Source organism: Oceanobacillus sp. MO10714A, from assembly GCF_037072045.1.
GTDB lineage: Bacteria > Bacillota > Bacilli > Bacillales > Amphibacillaceae > Oceanobacillus > Oceanobacillus indicireducens.
Genome location: NZ_JAXHDC010000037.1, coordinates 1 through 19,259, shown reverse-complemented (window position 1 = coordinate 19,259; position 19,259 = coordinate 1). Strand labels below are relative to the sequence as shown.

The 19,259-nt window shown below is 39.8% G+C and carries 23 protein-coding genes and 2 riboswitches; of the genes, 13 read left to right on the top strand and 10 right to left on the bottom strand.

The annotated features are described in order from the left end of the window. Positions 1–46: 46 nt before the first annotated feature. From SPD53_RS15120 to norA, 5 genes are all read right to left on the bottom strand, one after another. Complete coding sequence (locus SPD53_RS15120; RefSeq protein WP_336253060.1) at positions 47–835, bottom strand: energy-coupling factor transporter transmembrane component T family protein; 789 nt, start codon at positions 833–835, stop codon at positions 47–49. Further along, positions 810–2,402 (bottom strand): ABC transporter ATP-binding protein, encoded by a 1,593-nt coding sequence (locus SPD53_RS15115; RefSeq protein WP_156857048.1) that lies wholly within the window; start codon positions 2,400–2,402, stop codon positions 810–812. The genes SPD53_RS15120 and SPD53_RS15115 overlap by 26 nt, the downstream gene beginning before the upstream one ends. Further along, a complete protein-coding gene (locus SPD53_RS15110) occupies positions 2,383–2,988 on the bottom strand; it encodes an ECF transporter S component (protein ID WP_156857049.1) in 606 nt (201 codons plus the stop codon). Before SPD53_RS15110 ends, SPD53_RS15115 begins: the two co-directional genes overlap by 20 nt. 17 nt (positions 2,989–3,005) lie before the next feature. Further along, on the bottom strand, positions 3,006–3,590 hold the full coding sequence (locus SPD53_RS15105) for a YkoF family thiamine/hydroxymethylpyrimidine-binding protein (protein ID WP_336253059.1): 585 nt from the start codon (positions 3,588–3,590) through the stop codon (positions 3,006–3,008). Between the two features lie 80 nt (positions 3,591–3,670). Beyond that, positions 3,671–3,772, bottom strand: a riboswitch (TPP riboswitch). Between the two features lie 61 nt (positions 3,773–3,833). Then, positions 3,834–5,006, bottom strand: coding sequence for a multidrug efflux MFS transporter NorA (gene norA / locus SPD53_RS15100; RefSeq protein ID WP_156857051.1), 1,173 nt, complete (start codon positions 5,004–5,006; stop codon positions 3,834–3,836). Positions 5,007–5,435: 429 nt separating this feature from the next. Here norA and crcB (SPD53_RS15095) point away from each other — a divergent pair, with 429 nt between their 5' ends. Genes crcB (SPD53_RS15095) through SPD53_RS15085 form a run of 3 tightly spaced genes read left to right on the top strand, consistent with a single transcriptional unit; the run spans position 5,436 to position 7,257 of the window. After that, a complete protein-coding gene (gene crcB / locus SPD53_RS15095; protein WP_336253058.1) occupies positions 5,436–5,810 on the top strand; it encodes a fluoride efflux transporter CrcB in 375 nt (124 codons plus the stop codon). Continuing rightward, positions 5,807–6,190 (top strand): fluoride efflux transporter CrcB, encoded by a 384-nt coding sequence (gene crcB, locus SPD53_RS15090; protein ID WP_336253057.1) that lies wholly within the window; start codon positions 5,807–5,809, stop codon positions 6,188–6,190. The genes crcB (SPD53_RS15095) and crcB (SPD53_RS15090) overlap by 4 nt, the downstream gene beginning before the upstream one ends. 47 nt (positions 6,191–6,237) lie before the next feature. Continuing rightward, positions 6,238–7,257 (top strand): S66 family peptidase, encoded by a 1,020-nt coding sequence (locus tag SPD53_RS15085; RefSeq protein ID WP_156857054.1) that lies wholly within the window; start codon positions 6,238–6,240, stop codon positions 7,255–7,257. 52 nt (positions 7,258–7,309) lie between these two features. Here the strand turns inward: SPD53_RS15085 and SPD53_RS15080 are convergent, their stop codons facing one another. The 4 genes from SPD53_RS15080 to SPD53_RS15065 form a co-directional block, all read right to left on the bottom strand. Continuing rightward, a complete protein-coding gene (locus SPD53_RS15080; RefSeq protein ID WP_336253056.1) occupies positions 7,310–8,260 on the bottom strand; it encodes an ABC transporter permease in 951 nt (316 codons plus the stop codon). Continuing rightward, entirely contained in the window at positions 8,253–9,173 is a 921-nt protein-coding gene (locus tag SPD53_RS15075) for an ABC transporter ATP-binding protein (protein ID WP_156857056.1), read from the bottom strand. The genes SPD53_RS15080 and SPD53_RS15075 overlap by 8 nt, the downstream gene beginning before the upstream one ends. A gap of 284 nt (positions 9,174–9,457) precedes the next feature. Then, positions 9,458–10,210, bottom strand: a complete 753-nt coding sequence (locus SPD53_RS15070) for a cyclase family protein (RefSeq protein ID WP_336253662.1) — start codon at positions 10,208–10,210, stop codon at positions 9,458–9,460. A gap of 74 nt (positions 10,211–10,284) precedes the next feature. Continuing rightward, a riboswitch (SAM riboswitch) is annotated at positions 10,285–10,388 on the bottom strand. A gap of 129 nt (positions 10,389–10,517) precedes the next feature. After that, complete coding sequence (locus SPD53_RS15065) at positions 10,518–10,958, bottom strand: hypothetical protein (RefSeq protein WP_188859326.1); 441 nt, start codon at positions 10,956–10,958, stop codon at positions 10,518–10,520. Between the two features lie 299 nt (positions 10,959–11,257). Here SPD53_RS15065 and SPD53_RS15060 point away from each other — a divergent pair, with 299 nt between their 5' ends. Continuing rightward, positions 11,258–12,175, top strand: coding sequence for a LysR family transcriptional regulator (locus tag SPD53_RS15060; RefSeq protein WP_156857058.1), 918 nt, complete (start codon positions 11,258–11,260; stop codon positions 12,173–12,175). A 173-nt stretch (positions 12,176–12,348) separates the two neighbouring features. Here SPD53_RS15060 and SPD53_RS15055 read toward each other — a convergent pair whose 3' ends face one another. Next, positions 12,349–12,588: a thioredoxin family protein gene (locus tag SPD53_RS15055; protein ID WP_156857059.1), complete on the bottom strand. Its 240-nt coding sequence runs from the start codon at positions 12,586–12,588 to the stop codon at positions 12,349–12,351. Between the two features lie 156 nt (positions 12,589–12,744). On the opposite strand from SPD53_RS15055, the gene SPD53_RS15050 reads away from it, so the two are divergent. The 9 genes from SPD53_RS15050 (at position 12,745) to SPD53_RS15010 (ending at position 18,944) form a co-directional block, all read left to right on the top strand. After that, complete coding sequence (locus SPD53_RS15050) at positions 12,745–13,413, top strand: response regulator transcription factor (protein ID WP_156857060.1); 669 nt, start codon at positions 12,745–12,747, stop codon at positions 13,411–13,413. A gap of 20 nt (positions 13,414–13,433) precedes the next feature. Further along, positions 13,434–14,774, top strand: a complete 1,341-nt coding sequence (locus SPD53_RS15045; protein ID WP_336253054.1) for a sensor histidine kinase — start codon at positions 13,434–13,436, stop codon at positions 14,772–14,774. Between the two features lie 123 nt (positions 14,775–14,897). Then, on the top strand, positions 14,898–15,809 hold the full coding sequence (locus tag SPD53_RS15040) for an ABC transporter ATP-binding protein (protein ID WP_156857062.1): 912 nt from the start codon (positions 14,898–14,900) through the stop codon (positions 15,807–15,809). Further along, on the top strand, positions 15,806–16,513 hold the full coding sequence (locus SPD53_RS15035; protein WP_156857063.1) for an ABC transporter permease: 708 nt from the start codon (positions 15,806–15,808) through the stop codon (positions 16,511–16,513). Before SPD53_RS15040 ends, SPD53_RS15035 begins: the two co-directional genes overlap by 4 nt. Next, positions 16,514–17,245 carry an ABC transporter permease gene (locus SPD53_RS15030; protein ID WP_156857064.1) on the top strand — a complete coding sequence of 244 codons (732 nt, stop codon included), beginning with the start codon at positions 16,514–16,516 and terminating at the stop codon, positions 17,243–17,245. A 231-nt stretch (positions 17,246–17,476) separates the two neighbouring features. After that, positions 17,477–17,899 carry a FosM family fosfomycin resistance protein gene (gene fosM, locus SPD53_RS15025; RefSeq protein ID WP_336253053.1) on the top strand — a complete coding sequence of 141 codons (423 nt, stop codon included), beginning with the start codon at positions 17,477–17,479 and terminating at the stop codon, positions 17,897–17,899. 21 nt (positions 17,900–17,920) lie between these two features. After that, complete coding sequence (gene lspA, locus SPD53_RS15020; RefSeq protein WP_156857066.1) at positions 17,921–18,373, top strand: signal peptidase II; 453 nt, start codon at positions 17,921–17,923, stop codon at positions 18,371–18,373. A gap of 96 nt (positions 18,374–18,469) precedes the next feature. Continuing rightward, positions 18,470–18,598: a hypothetical protein gene (locus tag SPD53_RS15015; RefSeq protein ID WP_255454396.1), complete on the top strand. Its 129-nt coding sequence runs from the start codon at positions 18,470–18,472 to the stop codon at positions 18,596–18,598. Positions 18,599–18,605: 7 nt separating this feature from the next. Further along, on the top strand, positions 18,606–18,944 hold the full coding sequence (locus tag SPD53_RS15010; RefSeq protein WP_156857067.1) for an SRPBCC domain-containing protein: 339 nt from the start codon (positions 18,606–18,608) through the stop codon (positions 18,942–18,944). The last annotated feature ends 315 nt before the right edge of the window (positions 18,945–19,259 follow it).

The window sequence follows — 19,259 nt, the reverse complement described above, 5'->3', positions numbered from 1 at the left end:
TCAAGTAGAAATAATCAAGTGATGGTATTTATAGAGCTTCTTAGAACTAGAACTGCTTGCCAAATATATTTAAGTACCCAAGGTAATACGAAAAAGCAAGGATGATAAAAAATGCGCCTACTATAAGAAAGAAAAACATCCAGTCTTTAGGAGAGACGTTCATTTCATGATAGTAGGTGCGGTCTGTATCACCTGTAAAACCTTTTGATTCCATCGCGATGGCAACTCGTTCAGCTTTTCGGATTCCATTTGCCAGCAGTGGAATAGAATATCTCCTGAATTGCTGCCATTTACCTTTTATCCCTTTCGTTCTGCCAAAGCCACGAATCCGGTGAGCTTGCCTTAAAATCTGCAGTTCGTCCCGAAACATAGGTAAGAAGCGATAGCCAGCCAGAATACCGTATGTGATTTTAGGGGAAACCTTGCATTGCTGCATTAAACTTAGCATGAATTTGGTCGAGTTTGTCGTTAAAGCAAATAGGATCGACAAGCATACAAAACAAAGAGATCGTAAGGCGAGACTAATCCCTGTTATAATACTTCCCCTTGTAATTTCGCTTCCGAAAAGGGTAAATAAAACTTCGCCATAGGAAAAGGTTTGATTTGTATACAGAATGGTCATCCAGGCAAAGCTGAGCGCCACAAGCAGAAATGGGCTAAAAATCTTGAGCCATTTAATGAAGGGGATATCGCTCATCGTGAATGTCACAATAAGGATAAATAAAAAATAAACGAGTGGAGTAAACACATCAAACGTAAAACTGAGCAAAATGCCAGGAATGAAGATGGCAAGTGCTTTGATTGTTGGATTAATGAACGAGATCAAGGCTTTCACCTTCTTTATGAAGTACTCGAGTCCGGTAAGGCGGACGTAATCGCGCTTTTTCCAATAGATCAGCTTGCCTCCAAAGACTTTCCGGCTCGCCATTGTAATGAATATGCTGCTGATATAATACAATCGTCCGATCAACTGTATCCACGATATCCATATCATGCGTGACGAAGACGATTGCCGTTCCATTTTGTCTCAAGCTATCAATCATGTACATCAGTTCTCTCGTAGTCTCTGCATCTTGACCAAATGTCGGTTCATCAAAAAATAAAATATCTGGTGTTTCATCCAGCATCGTTGCTACACTTAAGCGGCGCTTTTCTCCACCACTTAAGGAAAAAGGATTACTGTATTTATTTTTTTCTAAATGGAACTGCTTTAAAAGTGTGGTTGCAGCGGTATTTAATTCAGCTGTTGACCATCCATTCAATTTCATTCCAAATGTTAATTCATCGTATACGGTGTCCGTGATGAATTGATGCTCCGGGTTTTGAAAGACATATCCCATTCTTTTTCGCAGCTCTTTTTCCTCCCATTGCTCCACCGGTTTATCGTAAAAGTTTATAGTTCCTTTTTGAGGGGTTAATAACCCAGTCATTAATTGCAGTAAGGTAGATTTTCCAGCTCCATTCTCCCCAACAATGGCGACGAATTCTCCCCGATGAATTTTTAAGTTTATTTCTTGTAAAATGGGTTGTTTCTTATGATGGAAGCTCATCTGCTCTATCGTTATTAGGACATCTCTCTTGATAGAGGGAGGGGATTTCACAGGAATCGGGTAAGGATCGGCAGCGTTAGAAAACTGCTTTGGTAAAAATATTCCTTCTTTTTTTAATAAAGAATGATGATTTGCAAAGATGGATGCTGCATTGCCGTCTGCGATGATTGTACCCTGTTTTCCTAAAACAAGCATACGATCGGTAATATCCAGCCAGTCCTCGATTTGATGTTCAATGATAAACACAGCTAGCTTTTGTTTTTCTTGAATTTGTTTAATTAATTGGATAAATTCTATTCGAGAAACCGGGTCTAAATTTGCTGTAGGTTCATCTAAGATCAATAGTTCCGGTTCCAATAAAAGAACAGCTGCTAGAGCAAGTTTCTGCTTTTGTCCTCCAGATAACTCGTAGATTTTTCGATTTTGAAAACCATTCATTCCAACGGCAGACAACACCTCCGAAATGCGCTCAGGCATTTCGGAAGGGGCAATTTTTCTGTTTTCCAATGTAAAAGCAAGTTCATCCTCTACGGTAATCATGCAAAATTGACTTTCCGGATCTTGAAAGACAATCCCGATCTTCTGATTGAGCTCTCCTTTTTGATAGTCTTGTATATTTTTCCCCCGGTGAAAGATGTCGCCGGAAGAAATGCCTTCTACTGTATCGGGATATAACCCATTTAGGCATAGAGCTAGACTGCTTTTCCCTGAACCGCTTGCTCCAATAAGGAGGGTCGTCTCATGATCTCTTAAGGAAAAGTGCAGTTCATTGAGTAATGGTTTATCCGAATTTTCATAGCCGAATGAGAAATTGTCCACATAAAGTAATGGATTAGGCTGCGTCTTTTTCACGTTTTTTCTGTATCTCCTTTCCTAAGGCATAGCCGCGAAGGACCCCAGTTTTTGCTAATTTGTCACTCAACCATTTCCCTAGGACACCCGCGAGAAGGGCACCACTGATGATGCGAACAGCTAACATCGCTATAAGTAATGCAGGGGCTAACGCGATATTTCCGGATGAAAATAAATTCCAAGTGAAACTGAAAACGGCTGCAAAGACACCGGAAAGAATTAAAATGCGTAAACGATAATCCTTCCATTTTGTTATTGCGAAGGCAAACTCTGCTCCTAAGCCTTGAATTGCAGCTGCTAGAATAAGTCCGGGTCCCGCGGCAGTTCCCAATAATACTTCGGTAACTCCTGCGATAAGTTCAGCTGTAAAGGCAACCCCCGGCTTCCGAATGATATAAGCTGCAACGATGGAAACAATGAACCAAATGCCAAAAATAATTTCATACCCAAACGGTGCGAGACCAAATGGAGCAAGAATATTACGAATACCTTGACCAACAAGAAAGAATGCTAAGTAAATGATCCCGAAGACGACACCTAATATCGACATGAGAACAATTTCTTTTAATTTCCAATGCTTTGTCATTTCACTTCTCCCTAGGTTTATTTTGTAGGACTGTTGGCGGAAAGGCTAAATGTCATGGTGACATGAGAGACTTTTTCTTGGACGAGTTCAAAGGATTCATGTAATGCATTGAAGATATCATGAACGTCTCCGTCTAATCTTGTTGCATAATGTGTAGAAGTAACCGTGACATTACGATGCTTTGATAGATTGATTTGTTCATAGATTTTATCCATGTAATCTTCATGCCCCATTGGATAAAGGGAAAATTTACAACCGGCGATTTGGAGGATCGATTTCGTTTTTTCTTCGTTCAATGGTATGTCTGTTTCATCCATATACGCGTCAGCTTCCGTGTCACCAGGACAGCCGATGGAGAACGTACCATTCATAGCAACATGCTCCCCAGTATTCGCTGCATGTAGGAAGATTGCTTTTGCAACATCGAAAACATGGATCATTTTTCCGCGGATACACGTACTGACATCATCTGTTTCCTTCCAAACCTTGGAGGTATCAACCTCACTTAATGTTGATAGAATAATATCAACAAAATTATCACTCATCGGGTGCAGACTAAATTGACAACCTACAATTCGACTAGTTCCACAATTGTTACGCATTCCAATCTCCTCCTATTTGATAATAAAAAAACTGCATTCCCAAGGGGAATGCAGTTTACACATTAATTTTAACAACATAATATTCGTAAACTGCACTTCCCCACGCTAGTATTATCTAGATCGGGTAGTAAGGGTCGGATTAATCCTCTCAGCCACATGACGCAGCTCCCCTAGTGCTTATGTTTTGATATGCAGTTATTCTAATTCCAGATTGTATACATGTTTCGGTATTTTGTAAAGTATTTAATCAATTTTAATATCCGGTTTCTTCCAAAATATAGTGATAAGAAGACAGACGACAATAACGATCGAGCTGAAAACAAACGGATAATTGATATCTATATCAAATAAAACCCCACCAACTACTGGACCAAATACATTAGCAAGGGACGTGAAGAATGAGTTCATGCCGCCAACAAAACCTTGCTCATTCCCGGCGATTTTTGATAAATAGTTGGTAACAGCTGGACGAATCAGGTCAAACCCAATAAATACCGTAAAGGTTACCGCCATTACTTGCCAATAAGAATTAGCGAGTGTCATGGCAAAGACCAGCATAGCAGAAATGGCGAGCGACCAGCGAATAATATTGATTTCTCCGATCAACTTTGTTAACCAATCGAACAATACAACCTGGAAAATCGCTCCGATAATCGCACCACCTGTAATGGCAATCGCAATGTCAGAAGGAGTGAATCCGTGCTTATGATCAGTATAAAGGCTGAAGAAAGAATCAAACGCGGCAAGACCGAATGTTGATATTAAAATAACAATAAAAGCGATGAAAAACATCGGCATAAACACTTTCCTCAAGCCACTTTTGCCGAGTTCTTCGGTCATATCAGCCATATCGTCTGTTTTCGACTTCGGCTCTTTTAAGGATAAAATCGAAACGAAAGCAACAATTAAACCACACGCCGCAGCAGAGAAGAATGGTACACGCGTACCAATCTCTGCTAAGAAGCCACCAATTCCCGGTCCGATAATAAATCCGGTACTAATCATCGCTGACATATAGCCGAGTGCTTTAGGCCGCGTTTTCAGCGTCGTAATATCTGCGATAAATGCGGTAACAGCAGGCATGATGAATGCGGCACTTATTCCTCCGAGAATTCGTGAGGCGAACAATACTTCAATTGTTTTACCAAGACCAAATAAAAACTCGGAAAAACTGAAGATAAAAAGACCAATGACAATCATGCGTTTACGCCCATATTTATCAACTGCTTTTCCAGCCAAGGGCGAGAAAATCAATTGAGCTAAAGCGAATGCAGCCGTTAAATAACCGACAACAGTACCACTGATGCCGAGTTCATTCATAATAGTTGGCAGAACCGGTATAACAAGTCCAATTCCTAAAAATACAAAGAATATATTTGTAAGCAGAAGCGTCAATGTCCAATCTTTCTTTTTCATAGCTTTTTCTCCTAGGTGATATGATATTCTGTACTAAACATAGAAATTTTACTCTGATTCGATGAGAGATGCAAGCATATATTACTATTTATTATAACTTAATTTTCGCAACCTGAAACAATTTAAGCAAGCTAGCAATTGTAGTAATCATCTCTCGTTTTATTCTCCCATTTTGCGCATTATGTATGCTCGATAGGATGGCTGAACTGCTTTGACTTTTACAAATGCGACAGTTGCTTGCGTTAATATCTTAATAAAGTGAAACTTCATTCAGCGGGGGGGGGTCCTTCTCCTCCACTGAATGTTAGTTGAACAGAATCAGGGATTTACGGACTGTATATCGCCCTCCTTAACATTTTGGTTTTCCCTCATGCTTAGAGATGGGTATATTACAGACTGTTAATACGTGATAAAAAGGATGTTGGATGAATGATTTATATCTATATTGGACTTGTCGGAGCACTCGGTGCGATGCTGCGGTATAGTATAGGAATTCTAATTATGACAGAACATGTTTTTCCCTATGCGACGTTATTGGTTAATTTGATAGGGAGCTTTTTACTTGCGTGGCTGACTTACGGACTGTTTAAAAGGATTCATCTGGATGAAATGCTGAAAACAGCGATAACAACGGGTTTTGTCGGCTCGTTCACTACATTCTCCGCTGTCAGTGTAGAAACGGTTGAGTTGTTTCAGGAACAGTCGGTGCTGCTCGGATGTGTCTATATTTTAGTAAGTCTGGTTGGCGGGCTAGGGATGAGTGAAATTGGTTTTCGAGTGAGTAGAGGAGTGGGGGAAAAATGAGCTGGCTGCAATTATTGCTCGTTGGCATTGGCGGGTTCTTCGGTGCGATTGCACGTTATATGATTTCAAGAAAATTGAACAATCCGGAAAAAGCTATACCGGTGGGTACACTCCTCGTCAATCTGACAGGGGCATTCATGCTCGGGTTTCTTATGGGGACTGGGGTGGACGCGCTATTACTTCTCCTATTAGGAACAGGTTTCTTAGGTGCCTTTACGACATTTTCAACGTTGAAACTCGAGATGAGTTCGTTGTGGAGAAGGGGGGATAGACGGGAGTTTTTCTTTTACGCGGTTGTAACGTATGTTTTTGGAATAGCATTGGCATTTCTAGGGGGTATTATTGGCGTTATTTTTAGAAGTATTGTAATTATGAATTAAAAGTGCTATTCTATCCTAAATATTTATTTGAAAAAGGGGCGTATGGAATGCAAGCGATTCAGTTTCCAATACTTGAAAAAGAAGCGACAATCGGCGTTACAGCTCCGTCGTCAGGTGTGTCACTGGAATTACATGAATTAATCCACAAAGCTAGGAAGCGGTTAGAAGGAAAAGGGTATCGCATGCAAATTGGAAAGACGGTTTGGAATCAAGATAAAGCGAAGGCGGCACCAGCATTGGAGAGAGCGGCTGAATTTAATAGATTAATGGATGATGAAGCTGTTCAATTGATATTCCCTCCTTGGGGCGGGGAACTTCTGATTGAAATGCTCGAACACGTGAATTTTGAAAAAATCCAATCAAAGTGGATACTAGGTTATTCGGACACGAGCTTGTTATTACTCGCCATTACGTTGAAAACCGGAATTGCAACTGCACATGGCACGAATCTTATAGATGTAAGAGGAGAATCCTCTGATCCGACTACGGCTATGTGGGAGCAGGTATTATCAACGAAGCAGGGGAACTCTGTTGTTCAATATTCTTCTCGGAAATATCAAAAAGAATGGCAATTTGATAATCCGACGCCCCATATCTTTAATTTAACAGAACCAACAAGGTGGAAGAGTGTTACAGAGGAAAGCGTAAAAATGGAAGGGCGTCTTCTAGGTGGTTGTATTGATGTAATCAGACATCTGATTGGGACAGAATATGGGGATATTGCTCGTTTTCGTAAACAGTTTACAAAGGGAGAGCCGATCATTTGGGTTATGGAAAACTGTGAATTAGCAACTACGGACTTACGGAGAACGCTTGTGCAGATGAAGCTTGCAGGTTGGTTTAAAGAATGTGCAGGAATTATGTTTGGCAGAAGTCCAGCGAACGATCCAGTAGATAACTATACAGTTGAAGATGTTTATAATGATTTATATGAAGAACTTCAAGTTCCAATTATCTATGATGTGGACTGTGGGCATGTTCCACCCCAGATCACATTTATAAATGGAGCGTATGCGGAAGTTGAAGTAGCTGATGGAAAAGGAAAGATTGTACAGCATTTTAAATGAAACTGGGATATACAATAAAAGGTTCCGCTCATTGGCGGAACCTTTTAATTCGTTAGTGTCCTGCAACATCCCGCTTCGCAAAGAAGAACCAGGAGATCACTGCAAAAATAATATAATAGACAACTAGTACGGTAACGGAAAAACCGAGTGTCATTTCTTCTATCACTGGTGTGTTCCCGTTAAAGTACTGGGATAGGTCTGTATTTGCAAATAGAATGTATTTCGCCCAGTCCCGTTCTATGAAGAAGAACACAATCTGGTTTCCAGCTAGCATAAGAAAAATTGCGAGTCCAATTGCTAACGCGCTGTTTCTGAAAATGGAAGAGATCATAAAGGCGAATGTCGCCATCATAAGCAAGTTCACGAGACTGAAGCCGTAATCGGTTATAATCTCCCCAATAACTGGAACATATTCCACTCCATCGCCTTTTTCAAGAACGATATGAGGATTCATCCCGTCAAAGCCGATGAAAATTCCTCCGATAATCCATGAGAAGAGGAGCACGAATAAAAACGTTATAAATGAAAATATTAGTACGGCGCTATATTTTGATATTAAGATTTTCGTCCGTGAAATTGGTCGGATGAGCAGCAGCTTAATCGTTCCCCAGCGGAATTCGTTAGCAAGAATACCGGCAGCAACGATGATGGTAAAGAGACTGACAAGGGAAAGCAGCATCTCATTTTCCATTACAAATTGCCACGCACCGTAACTTTCAGGCATAATATCATGTTCTAAATAATAATTATTGATTTCGATGAACGTTGAATTAAAGGACTCCATATCGGGAAATTCTTCCGTATCTTTCATGTATTCGGCATTCTCTGTTTCCAGCGTCTCTCTCCACGTATCTTCTTCATATGTCATAAAGTCCCCATAAGTTTTTGCCAACAGGCCGACCCCAATAATGATTAATGCCAGTATGATATACATTGCCCAAGTCGATTTCAAACGGTAGATTTTAATCACTTCATTTTGTATGAGATTTAGAAAATTAGTCAATGATATTCTCTCCAATCAGATCAAAGAATTTATCTTCGAGAGTTGATTTGGTGACTTGCACTTCATAAATGAGAATATTTTCTTTCACCAAATCGGAAATGAGTAGCGGGATATTCTCCTTCTCGGTTTGGAACGTGATTTTACCGTTTGTTTGGGCGGCAGGTGTTTTACGATTGACGACTTCTAGGGCTTTTTCAAGTGGTGTTGCTTCCATTTCCACTTGCAGCAGTTGTTGTTCGCCTGCTGGTGTATTTTCTTTCACAGCTTGAATCGCCACAAGTTCGCCATTTTTAATAATGCCGATCCGGTCGCACATTAACTCGATTTCGGACAATAGGTGGCTGGAAATGATAACTGCAACATTATGTTCGGTTGCAAGTTTCCGGATATATTGTCTGATTTCTCGAATGCCGGCAGGGTCTAGTCCATTCGTCGGTTCGTCGAGTATGAGAACGGATGGCTTATGCAATAAAGCTTGGGCGATTCCTATTCGTTGTCGCATCCCAAGTGAGTATCGGCCAACTTTTTCATTCATTACTTTTTCCAGACCGACAAGTTTAACCGTCTCATCAATTCTTTCCTGCGTAATCCCTGGAATCATCCTTGCATATTGTTTTAAGTTTTGTGCGCCTGTTAAAAAGGGGTAGAGCTCTGGATTTTCAACGATTCCGCCAACTTCACGGATTGCTTCTTTAAATTCTGTTTTAATACTTTTGCCGAGAATATGTACGTCGCCTTCTGTGAGTTTCATTAACCCTACCATCATACGGATTGTCGTCGTTTTCCCGGCACCATTTGGTCCAATGAAGCCGAATACTTCCCCTCTATTAATGGTAAAGGAAAGGCCTTTTATGATTTCCTTATTGCCGATACGTTTTCGGACATTCGTCAATTGCATTGCAATTTCGGTCATTTTATTCCCTCCTCTATCGTGTTCTCTAGGTGGTACGGAAAAAGGGGTGGGAAAGTTTCATTTTTACTGATTTTGGTAATAATATATTCAAAAAGATGATCGGCAGAAATGTTTTTCTAGCCGATCATCTTTTACTGTAAGGGCACTTCCACCTTTGATTTAAGGGGAGCTATGCTTTTATATTACCCCATACTTTTTTTGCTTCTGTGCTACCCTCACTGAATGAAGTTTCACTTTATGAATAAACCAAGAATACTCGTGACTTCAGTTGTGAGAGATTTAATTTAGGGTAGTATTGCGAACGATCGTACAGGAAATCCACTTGCTTTTTCAGGCTTTGGAACGATATTGAAAATGATGGCACCTTTTGTTGGAACTTTATCCAGATTGGTTAGCAGTTCGATCTGATAGGTGTCTTGCTCTAGTACGTAATATTCTCCGATGAGTCTGCCGTTTTTTGCAGCGTCGATAGCGGAGTCGGTGTCAAAGGTTTCGTGGCCGACTGCTTTGATTTTTCTTTCTTCAAATAGGAATTCGAGAGCGTCTATTCCCCAGCCGGGAAGATGTGGATTACCGTCTTCATCCTTATTCTCAAAACGCTCTTTATCTGGCCACCGCTTGCTCCAATCGGTACGTAAGGCGACAAATGTGCCTGCTTCAATTTCACCGTGGACTGCTTCGAATTTGAGGATATCTTCTTTCGTCAAGGTGAAGTCATGGTTATGTGCTGCTTCCCTTGATTTATCAATGACTATGAGCGGTAAGACAAGTTCTTTTAATTTAAGTTCATCGAGGTAGCGCTGATGTCTTACGAAATGAATTGGAGCATCGATATGAGTACCGTATTGTCCGGCAAAAGAGAACTGTTGGGCAAAGAACCCATCGTCATGGTTGTAAAGTGTCTTGAATGCGGCATCATCAAATGCTGCAAAATGCGGTGAATCAGGGCCGAAAGTGTGAGTCAAATCAACCCATTCTTTTTCTTTCAGTAGTGAGATTGCTTTTTGTAATTCTATTGCTGCTTGTATTGTCGTCAATTTCATCCCCCCTAAAATTATAAAAACCCTCTTCTTGAAATAAGAAGAGGGTTAGGTAGCATATCTGCTGGCTCTTCTTATCTTCGAGCAAATGCATGCTCCTGGAATTGGCACAGTACTACAAAAGCCTGTTGCCGAGGTCTCAAAGGGCCAGTCCCTCCACCTCTCTTGATAAGAAAAAAATATTAAGAAATTAGTTAAATAATAGAATATACCGAAACAAGAAAAAAGTCAACACTTAATTCGGGGACAGGGGGTCAGAGCATCTGTCCCAACTGGGACAAATGCTCTGACCCCCTGTCCCAGTTTACCGGCAAAAAATAATTATTTCATAAGGGGTTGTTTGGGCTGGAATACTCTTTGTTGCTGCACCATAAACAACAATTAAATTTCTCCTTGCAGGGTTTTGTTTGAAGTCTTGCCCGTTTGTTAATTGCATCTGTGTATCAGGACCGATATTTAGCTGCAAAGAGCCGTCACTGCTGATTAATTGCTCATTAAAATAACTTACCTTTACTTGGCTATATGGATTTTCCTTCACGATAACTAATGCCCGGTATTGCGGTGGATAAATTAAAATTGTGGCTGCATCCCCATCATAATAACCGGTGATCTGATCCCCGACTTTGATTTTTTCCTGATATAGAAAGAACGTATCTGGTCCTGCAACGAAGTTAACGACAGTACCGGCATCATTCTGAACAGATATAAACTTGTAACAACCGAAATTATCATTAGGCGGATACATCGGAAAGTCATCTACACTTGTGACGCGGCCGGTAAAGGATTTGAAATTGATTCTACTCACTGGAACCACTCCTTTTTATAAAATTAGCCCACAATAGTTTATGAGAACTTAGGTTAAAAGTGCTGGAGTGGGACAAGTGCTCTGACCCCATTGTCCCAGTGGGACACGGGGGTCAGAGCACTTGTCCCGATTTCTATACAGGGTGTGTTGGTTATGATTTAATGGAAATAATGGAAAAGTTATTGAGGTTGTTCGGTATATGGATGTTTAGACCATAATAAAGATGGAGGAGGGATTTAATGGAATTAAGACAGCTGGAATATTTCATGACTGTATGTGAAGAACTGCATTTTACGAGGGCTGCTGAGAAATTGAACATTGCCCAGCCGACATTAAGCCAGCAAATCAAAGTTTTAGAAGGCGAGGTAGGAATTCCGCTCTTTGACCGGATAGGGAAAAAGACTGCATTAACGGAGGCCGGAGAGATTTTATATAAGCATTGTAAGCAGATTTTCTATGAATTGGAACAAGCACAAGCGGCAATTGGAGAACTGAATGGGTTGGAAAGAGGAAGGCTTACAATCGGATCCTTGCTTACTTGTATGAATTACCTACTTCCTCCTGCACTAGTTCGCTTCAAAGCTCTTTATCCGAATATCAAACTGTCTGTCCATGGATTGCGGACAGAAGAGATTGAAAGAAGCATACTGGAAAATAAACTGGATCTTGGTCTTACGTTCCTGCCGAATGGAAATGATGAGTTGGAGGAAATTTCATTATATACAGAGGAACTGGCACTTGCTGTTCCCAAAGGTCATCCACTTGCGATAAAGTCGGCAGTAAACTTTGATCAAATTACCAATATCCCATTAATACTTATGCCGGAAAATTATCAACTTCGGCAGTTAATTAAGGGCTACGCTCGAACTGTCGGGATCACGATTAATCCGGCACTTGAGCTGACAACATTGGAATCAATTATCCAACTGACGGAAAAAGGTATGGGAGCCCCCATTTTACCACTGCCGTACTTGGAACATTTAAATAATCAAGATATAAAAGTTGTGAAAATACTAAATCCAACCCCACAAAGGGAAATTGGTATTATCTATCGAAAAGATAAATTCATGTGTACAGCAACCAGAGCCTTTATCGGAGAAGTGACGAAAGCAGTAGCAGGTGGGGTAGAGGAGCAGGCTATTAACATCAATCCATGAAAAAAGCAGTTCAGGTACTAAGTTGTCTGAATTGTTTTATCAATTATATTTCTATAAATTATGAAAATACAGTGGGACAAGTGCTCTGACCCCCTGTCCCAACCCCCTGTCCCACTGACAAGAACGCCCGAACCGTCGCCCTAGGGAGATTGGTTCGGGTGTTGTTTTGGTTTTTAGTCTTTTTTAACATCTTCCATACTTGCGCCGTAATTAATATGATAGGTCTGTCCGTTCAGCACTAATGCTGGAACAGATTTTACTCCAGCCTCTTCTGCTTCATTGATTCTAGAAGGATTTTCCTCGAAATGGACAATTTCTAAATCTACTTTCGAATCATCTAGATAATCTAATACCATTTTTTCCGCATTGACGCATACTGGACAACCCGCATGATAAAATATTGCTTTCTGCATGTGAATACCTCCTTTTTCTCTTATATTTAGCTTAGAACAAGTAGGTAGCTATAACAATTAGAAATTTTCTATCGTAATGATAGGTTTTAACTATGCTAAGATAAAAGAATAGAGTAAATGATAATAAAAAAACATGAATAATAAATGGAGGGGCATATGGTTCATATATTATATATTGAAGATGATAAAGAAATAGGTCATTGGGTCTCAACAGATTTAACGGAAAGAGGTTATAAAATAACATGGCTGCAGTCTGGGGAAAATATGGAGAGCTATTTGACTTCGATAGATTTAGCGATTTTAGATGTAATGCTGCCTGGATTAGATGGATTTTCTCTTGGCAAGCGTCTGAAAAAAAGTGCACCAGATATACCAATTATTATGCTTTCGGCTCGAACTGCCGTGGAGGATAGACTGGAAGGTCTCCGTTTTGCAGACGATTATGTGACAAAACCCTTTCATCCCGATGAACTCGCTGCCCGGATTGAAGTATTGCTGCGAAGGTTCCAGCGACATGACGAAGTATTAGAAATTAAGCATTTGCAGATTTACCCGAAAGGCATGCGGATTATCAACAAAAATAATGAGGAGGAAATATTATTAACAGGTAAACAATATCATTTATTCCAGTACTTTATCCGACACTTAAATCAAATATTAACAAAAGAGCAATTATATGAAGGTATCTGGGGAGAGAGCTATATCGAAGGTGATAAAACATTAATGGTGCATATCCGATATTTACGAGAAAAAATTGAAGAAAATCCATCTGTACCAACAGTCATTGAAACGATTCGCGGTATTGGATATCGGGTGAAACAATGAGGAATTTCTTCAGGTCTCTGTTGGCAAAATACATGCTCCTAATCGTGATCGCAATTTCTTTAGTACAAATTGCTTCCATAACGATTGGACTATTTGTATACGGATTCGCCGAAAATGTTGAAAACCGTTATCTTAAAGAGGGAATAGACACGGAAACGATTGAAGAAAGATGGCATGAAGATGCGAGCCATCTAGAACAGATTTCAGAAGAGGTTATCCAGCAACACTTTGCTAAATGGAAAGAAGACTTTCCTGAGGCTACAATGTTTTGGGTAGATGGGTCCGGGATATTACGAGAAAAAATTGGTAGCAATCATGATATTCCAACGGAGTGGAGTGCAAGAGAAACTGCATCCTTTATTAAAAGCCGGTATGATGGTGATCCTTTTACTGTCATTACATTAATGGAAGAATCGGATGGTTTTATTGTTTTTGAAATACCTCGCGAGGCCCTGCAACTCCCAATGCAGTCTGTTTACGATCATTATGGGGATATTTTGATAATCGGACTATTGTCGATTGTTTTATTGTTCATTATCGTATCCTTTCTATTTTTCCACCGGATTAGAAAACGGCTTTTACACCTTCAAGAAGCAATGGAAATAAGGGATGTCGACGGTTTGCCACTAGCCATTCCAGTTAAGAAAAAAGATGAAATTGGCCAATTAGAACAAACGTTTAATCAAATGGTTGACGAACTAAGAAAAAGCAAACAGCGGGAGCAGGAAGAAGAGCGACTGCGAAAAGAATTAATTGCGAATCTTTCTCATGACTTAAGAACACCACTGACTAAGTTACGGGCACAATCCTATTCCATCTCGAAAATGGATCAAGGTGCGGAGTGGAATAAGGCTATTCAACAATTAGAAGTCTCGATTAAAGATATGGACCGGTTAATTGAGAATCTGATGTCGTACACCCTGCTTACGGCGAGTAAGTACCAAATCAAGCGAAAAGAGATTGACATTGTACGTTACGTTCGGGAGCATTTAGCCACTTGGTATCCCGTGTTTGAAAAGGAAGGCTTCGAAATTAACATTGATTTGCAACCATTGGATAGCAGTTATTGGGAGGTTGATCCTGTTTGGATAAGCCGAATCATAGATAACGTGCTGCAAAATATTTTAAGGCATACAAAGGAAGGAAAGTATGTAGAAGTAAAAACGAAAACGACTGAGACCTATGATGCACTTCTGTTTATCGATAAAGGAGATGGAATCGAGAAGGGGTCGGAGTATAGTGGTGCAGGCATTGGACTATCTATTATAGATATGATGGTGCAGGGATTAAATTTAGATTGGGAGATTCATTCCAGTAACAATGGAACAACCGTTAAAATAATCAAATATCATAAGAAATAAATATATCAAAGAGTGTATGTGCTGATAACCTTCTGTCCGCGTACACTTTTTTTAAACAAAATTTAAACAAGTTCCAACCTTGTTTTTAAACCTCATTCTTTAAGATAAAAGTGAGGTGAGAAAATGGAATACATTGTAGAAACATCAAACTTATCAAAGCGTTTTGGAAAAGACTTAGCGGTAGAAGGATTGAATATGAAAATCTCAAAAGGAGAGATTTATGGATTTTTAGGACCGAATGGAGCGGGAAAGACGACAACGATCCGGATGCTCTTGGGCTTAATGAAACCAACTTCAGGAAGGATTCGTATCTTCGGACAAGATATAAAACAACAACGAAAAAATATATTAGCAAAAGTTGGTTCGTTAGTTGAGAACCCATCCTATTACCCGCATTTAACAGCCTATGAAAACTTAGAAGCATTACGAAAAATAATAGGGGTTCCGAAGCAAAGAATTTATGAAGTGTTGGAGATTGTTCGGCTAACAGAAGTAGCTGACAAAAAGGTGAAAGGTTTCTCTCTCGGGATGAAGCAACGGCTTGGCATTGCTATGTCCTTATTAAATCAACCACAGTTGCTTATTTTAGATGAGCCAACGAATGGGTTGGATCCTTCAGGCATTATTGAAATACGCGAGTTAATTAAACGGCTGCCAGAAGAGTTTGGAATGACGGTGCTTATTTCCAGCCATTTATTGACTGAAATCGACCAAATGGCAACAACAGTAGGTATTGTTACAAAGGGAAAAATGATTTTCCAAGATTCTATTGAGACAATGCGAACGTTAGCAGGCCATGCCATTTCATTAAAAGTTAGTCAAGCGGAACAAGCATGGCGTTTATTGCTGGCAAATGGAATGAAGGTGGAGCATGAAAATGGTTTAATTATGTTGCATGAAAGTTCCAATGAAATGGTTGCAGAGGCAGTCAGACTACTCGTGCAGGCGAATCTATCCATCTATCGGGTGGAAGAAGAGAAAAGATCGCTGGAAGATATTTTTCTTTCCATGACGAGGGAGGATTCAGCGGTATGATCAGCATGATGCAAACTGACTTTTTGAAAATAAAGCGGAAAGGATTCTGGTTTTTAACGTTTCTCGGACCTATTGGGGTCGTTGCGTTGCAGATGGTAAATTATGGTGTAAGAAAAGAATATTTATTGCAGCAAAGTGAGAATGATTGGTTGTATTACTTACAAAATATAAGTGTGTTTACCCCGCTTGCCCTTGTATTAGGTATTGCGATATTTACCTCCTTCATAGCAAGTATAGAAAATGAGACCAATGCTTGGAAACAGCTCATTTCTCTCCCGGTTTCCAAGATGATGGTTTATTTATCAAAGTTTACAATTCTTGCCTGTCTGTTGTTCATCTCATCCATTTTATTAATGCTATTTACACTTGGATTTGGCATTTTCCTTTCATTTGATGAAGCAATTCCGTGGTGGGAATTGGTGAAGTATAGTTTCTATCCATATTTTGCTGCGTTGCCTGTGTTAGCATTACAGCTATGGATTGCGACGGTCAGTAAGAACCAGGGGGTGCCGATCACAACTGGTATATTTGGTGTGATTTTTGCTTATTCCGCTTATATGTTGCCAGATTGGATGATTTGGAAATGGCCGTCCTTAATGAATCAATGGGATGAGCCGTTGATAAATGTATTGTTAGGTCTTGGTGTTGGATGCCTATTGTATGTCATGGGCATGCTCGACTTCACAAGAAGGGATGTGAAATAGATGGGAGCTGTTCTACGGTCTGAATGGTACAAATTGCGAAAGTCAAAAATTTTACCGATTATATTTGCTGGTCCATTCATTGCGATTATCATCGGTGCCCTGTTTAACTATGATTCTATGGAAGGTGGATTTAATAAATGGTACTTGGCTGTTCTATCAATGAATCTAACTTATGCTCTATTATTTTTACCATTGATTACAGGTGTATTAGCTAGCAGCATTTGCAGGTATGAACATCAGGCAGGTGGATGGAAACAATTATTAGCATTACCGGTAACACGGGGGAATGTATTTATTTCCAAATATGTGCTCCTGTTATTGCTTGTTTTTCTAATCCAATTACTTTACCTTGGAGCTATTTATATCGTTGGAATAATAAATGGATTTACAGACCCATTTCCATTGGAAATCATTTGGAAGAGTATTATTGGCGGTTGGCTTGCTACATTTCCACTTGTCGCCCTGCAATTATGGATGTCAATCGTCTTTAAAAGCTTTGCCGCTCCATTTGCTGTAAATGTCATTTTCACTTTACCAACGATATTAGCAGTGAACTCGGAACGGTTCGGTCCCTTCTACCCTTGGGCACAACCTTTTTCCATGATGTACATTGGGGGAAGCGCAGATGACGTATTCTTCGTTCCCTGGGAACAAGTGCTAACAGTAGTTGGAGGAAGCTTCATCATATTTTTCCTAGGCGGATATATTTACTTTCAAAGAAAAATGATTTAGTGAATTGGGACAAGGGGTCAGAGCACTTGTCCCAGTTGTGTTTTCATTTTACAAGAAGTGATACAAAATGATTCTACTAACTGCTTGTTTTAGTTATAATACGAATAGGTTGATGAGATTAAATAGATATTAAACGTTAAGGTCTGTTATTGTGTCATACTCTGATACAAGGGCAGACCTTCGTTTTAAGCTTTATATATACATAGAAGATATGAGAAGGGGAGTGCTACAATGTCCATTAAAGGACTTAATCATTTACTTTTTTCCGTTTCCAACTTGGAGACCTCAATCGTTTTCTACGAGAAAGTATTTGACGCGAGATTACTTGTTAAAGGCCGAACGACTGCTTATTTTGATTTGAACGGAATGTGGCTAGCGCTGAATGAAGAAAAGGACATCCCGCGTAACGAAATTCACCAATCCTATACACATCTTGCATTCTCTATAGCTGAAGCGGATTTTGAAAAAATGTATAACAAACTAGAGCAGTTAAATGTGCATATTTTGGAAGGGCGTCCCCGTGATAAGAAAGACAAGAAATCCATTTATTTCACAGATCCAGACGGGCATAAATTTGAATTCCATACAGGTACACTGGAAGAGCGATTAGATTATTATCGAGCAGACAAACCTCATATGGAATTCTTTGATTGAGTACCGAGAAAGTAGGTTCTTATGTTATTTTACCTTATTACTATTATTGTCGTTTTAATTGATCAAGCAACGAAGGTCTTTGTCAGAATGAATTTGGCTTTGTATGAAAAAGTGACTTGGGCGGGAATCGAGTTCACTTACATTGAAAATAGTGGCATGGCAGGTGGCTTTTTCCCTGGATATGCAAGAGCTTTCGGGATTATCTCCGTATTATTTGTGATTTTCATCTTTTATTTGAGAAGGAGTGAAGCGTGGAGAGGGCCACTCATCGATATCAGTCTAGGTTTCCTTGTTGGGGGAGCGGTGGGGAATGGAATGGACCGGTTATTACATGGGCAAGTGACAGATTTCATTGTTCGTTCTGGCGGAATTCTTAATGTAGCAGATCATGCACTGGAAATTGGTATCGTTCTCTTTATTATCCATGAGCTCGTTCAATGGCTAAAGCGGAGGAAGCGCGTTAAAAGTGAGTGAGCAATAAGCTATATTGATTTGGGATGAAATGATTATCTACGGTTAAAATAAAAACATAAGAATACAGGAACTAATTAATACAAAGGAGCTAATCCAGTGATCGCAAGAATTGAAAAGTTAGACCAAGTCAAGACAGCTGTATATGTACGAAGGTTAAACCATTCAGCAGCGGAAGTTTGGGCATACTTAACAGAAAATGAAAAACTAAAGCAATGGTTTTGCTGAATTAGAAATACAGTCATTAGAACCTGGAGGAGCCATTCACTTTAATTTTGGCGATGGAAACTATGAACAAATTGAGATACTTGATGTAGAAACGAATAAACGATTCTCCTTTACATGGCCACCTAAGAATACGGTTCGTTTTGAATTAAAGGAAACAGCAGGTGGCTGTGAGCTTACGTTTAGGGAATTTTTGTACGAAATCGACGACCATACAGCTAAAGATTTAACCGGCTGGCATGTTTGTTTAGACGTGATTGAAGCTCTACTCGACGGTAAATCGATTGAGAACCGAAAAGAATATTGGGAAAAATATTATCCGATTTATCACGCATTAATGGGTCTGTAATACCCCCACATCTAAACATGAGGGAAGCCCACCCAACATGTGAAGGTGGGGGATATACAGTCCGTAAATCCCTGATTCTGTTCAACTAACATTCAGTGGGGAGGGAAGGAAGCCCCTACTGAATGAAGTTTCACTTTATCAAGAGCTTTTAAAAAGGGCTGAATAATAAAGCGGAGACGTGAAAAGTACATGAAAAGTGGGACAAATGCTCTGACCCCCTGTACCGCAATTGTTACAACTTTTTGGATGGAGAAATGACTCTTTTGTGAAGGATGTAATGTAGATGCGTTTTAGGAAGTTACATCATATATAATA

Bases quoted from the DNA above. Each gene is read 5' to 3' on its own strand.
- SPD53_RS15110 (WP_156857049.1), bottom strand. From the start codon at position 2,988: ATGACAAAGCATTGGAAATTAAAAGAAATTGTTCTCATGTCGATATTA.
- SPD53_RS15105 (WP_336253059.1), bottom strand. From the start codon at position 3,590: ATGCGTAACAATTGTGGAACTAGTCGAATTGTAGGTTGTCAATTTAGT.
- norA (WP_156857051.1), bottom strand. From the start codon at position 5,006: ATGAAAAAGAAAGATTGGACATTGACGCTTCTGCTTACAAATATATTC.
- crcB (WP_336253058.1), top strand. From the start codon at position 5,436: ATGATTTATATCTATATTGGACTTGTCGGAGCACTCGGTGCGATGCTG.
- crcB (WP_336253057.1), top strand. From the start codon at position 5,807: ATGAGCTGGCTGCAATTATTGCTCGTTGGCATTGGCGGGTTCTTCGGT.
- SPD53_RS15085 (WP_156857054.1), top strand. From the start codon at position 6,238: ATGCAAGCGATTCAGTTTCCAATACTTGAAAAAGAAGCGACAATCGGC.
- SPD53_RS15075 (WP_156857056.1), bottom strand. From the start codon at position 9,173: ATGACCGAAATTGCAATGCAATTGACGAATGTCCGAAAACGTATCGGC.
- SPD53_RS15065 (WP_188859326.1), bottom strand. From the start codon at position 10,958: ATGTATCCGCCTAATGATAATTTCGGTTGTTACAAGTTTATATCTGTT.
- SPD53_RS15060 (WP_156857058.1), top strand. From the start codon at position 11,258: ATGGAATTAAGACAGCTGGAATATTTCATGACTGTATGTGAAGAACTG.
- SPD53_RS15055 (WP_156857059.1), bottom strand. From the start codon at position 12,588: ATGCAGAAAGCAATATTTTATCATGCGGGTTGTCCAGTATGCGTCAAT.
- SPD53_RS15050 (WP_156857060.1), top strand. From the start codon at position 12,745: ATGGTTCATATATTATATATTGAAGATGATAAAGAAATAGGTCATTGG.
- SPD53_RS15040 (WP_156857062.1), top strand. From the start codon at position 14,898: ATGGAATACATTGTAGAAACATCAAACTTATCAAAGCGTTTTGGAAAA.
- SPD53_RS15035 (WP_156857063.1), top strand. From the start codon at position 15,806: ATGATCAGCATGATGCAAACTGACTTTTTGAAAATAAAGCGGAAAGGA.
- SPD53_RS15030 (WP_156857064.1), top strand. From the start codon at position 16,514: ATGGGAGCTGTTCTACGGTCTGAATGGTACAAATTGCGAAAGTCAAAA.
- fosM (WP_336253053.1), top strand. From the start codon at position 17,477: ATGTCCATTAAAGGACTTAATCATTTACTTTTTTCCGTTTCCAACTTG.
- lspA (WP_156857066.1), top strand. From the start codon at position 17,921: ATGTTATTTTACCTTATTACTATTATTGTCGTTTTAATTGATCAAGCA.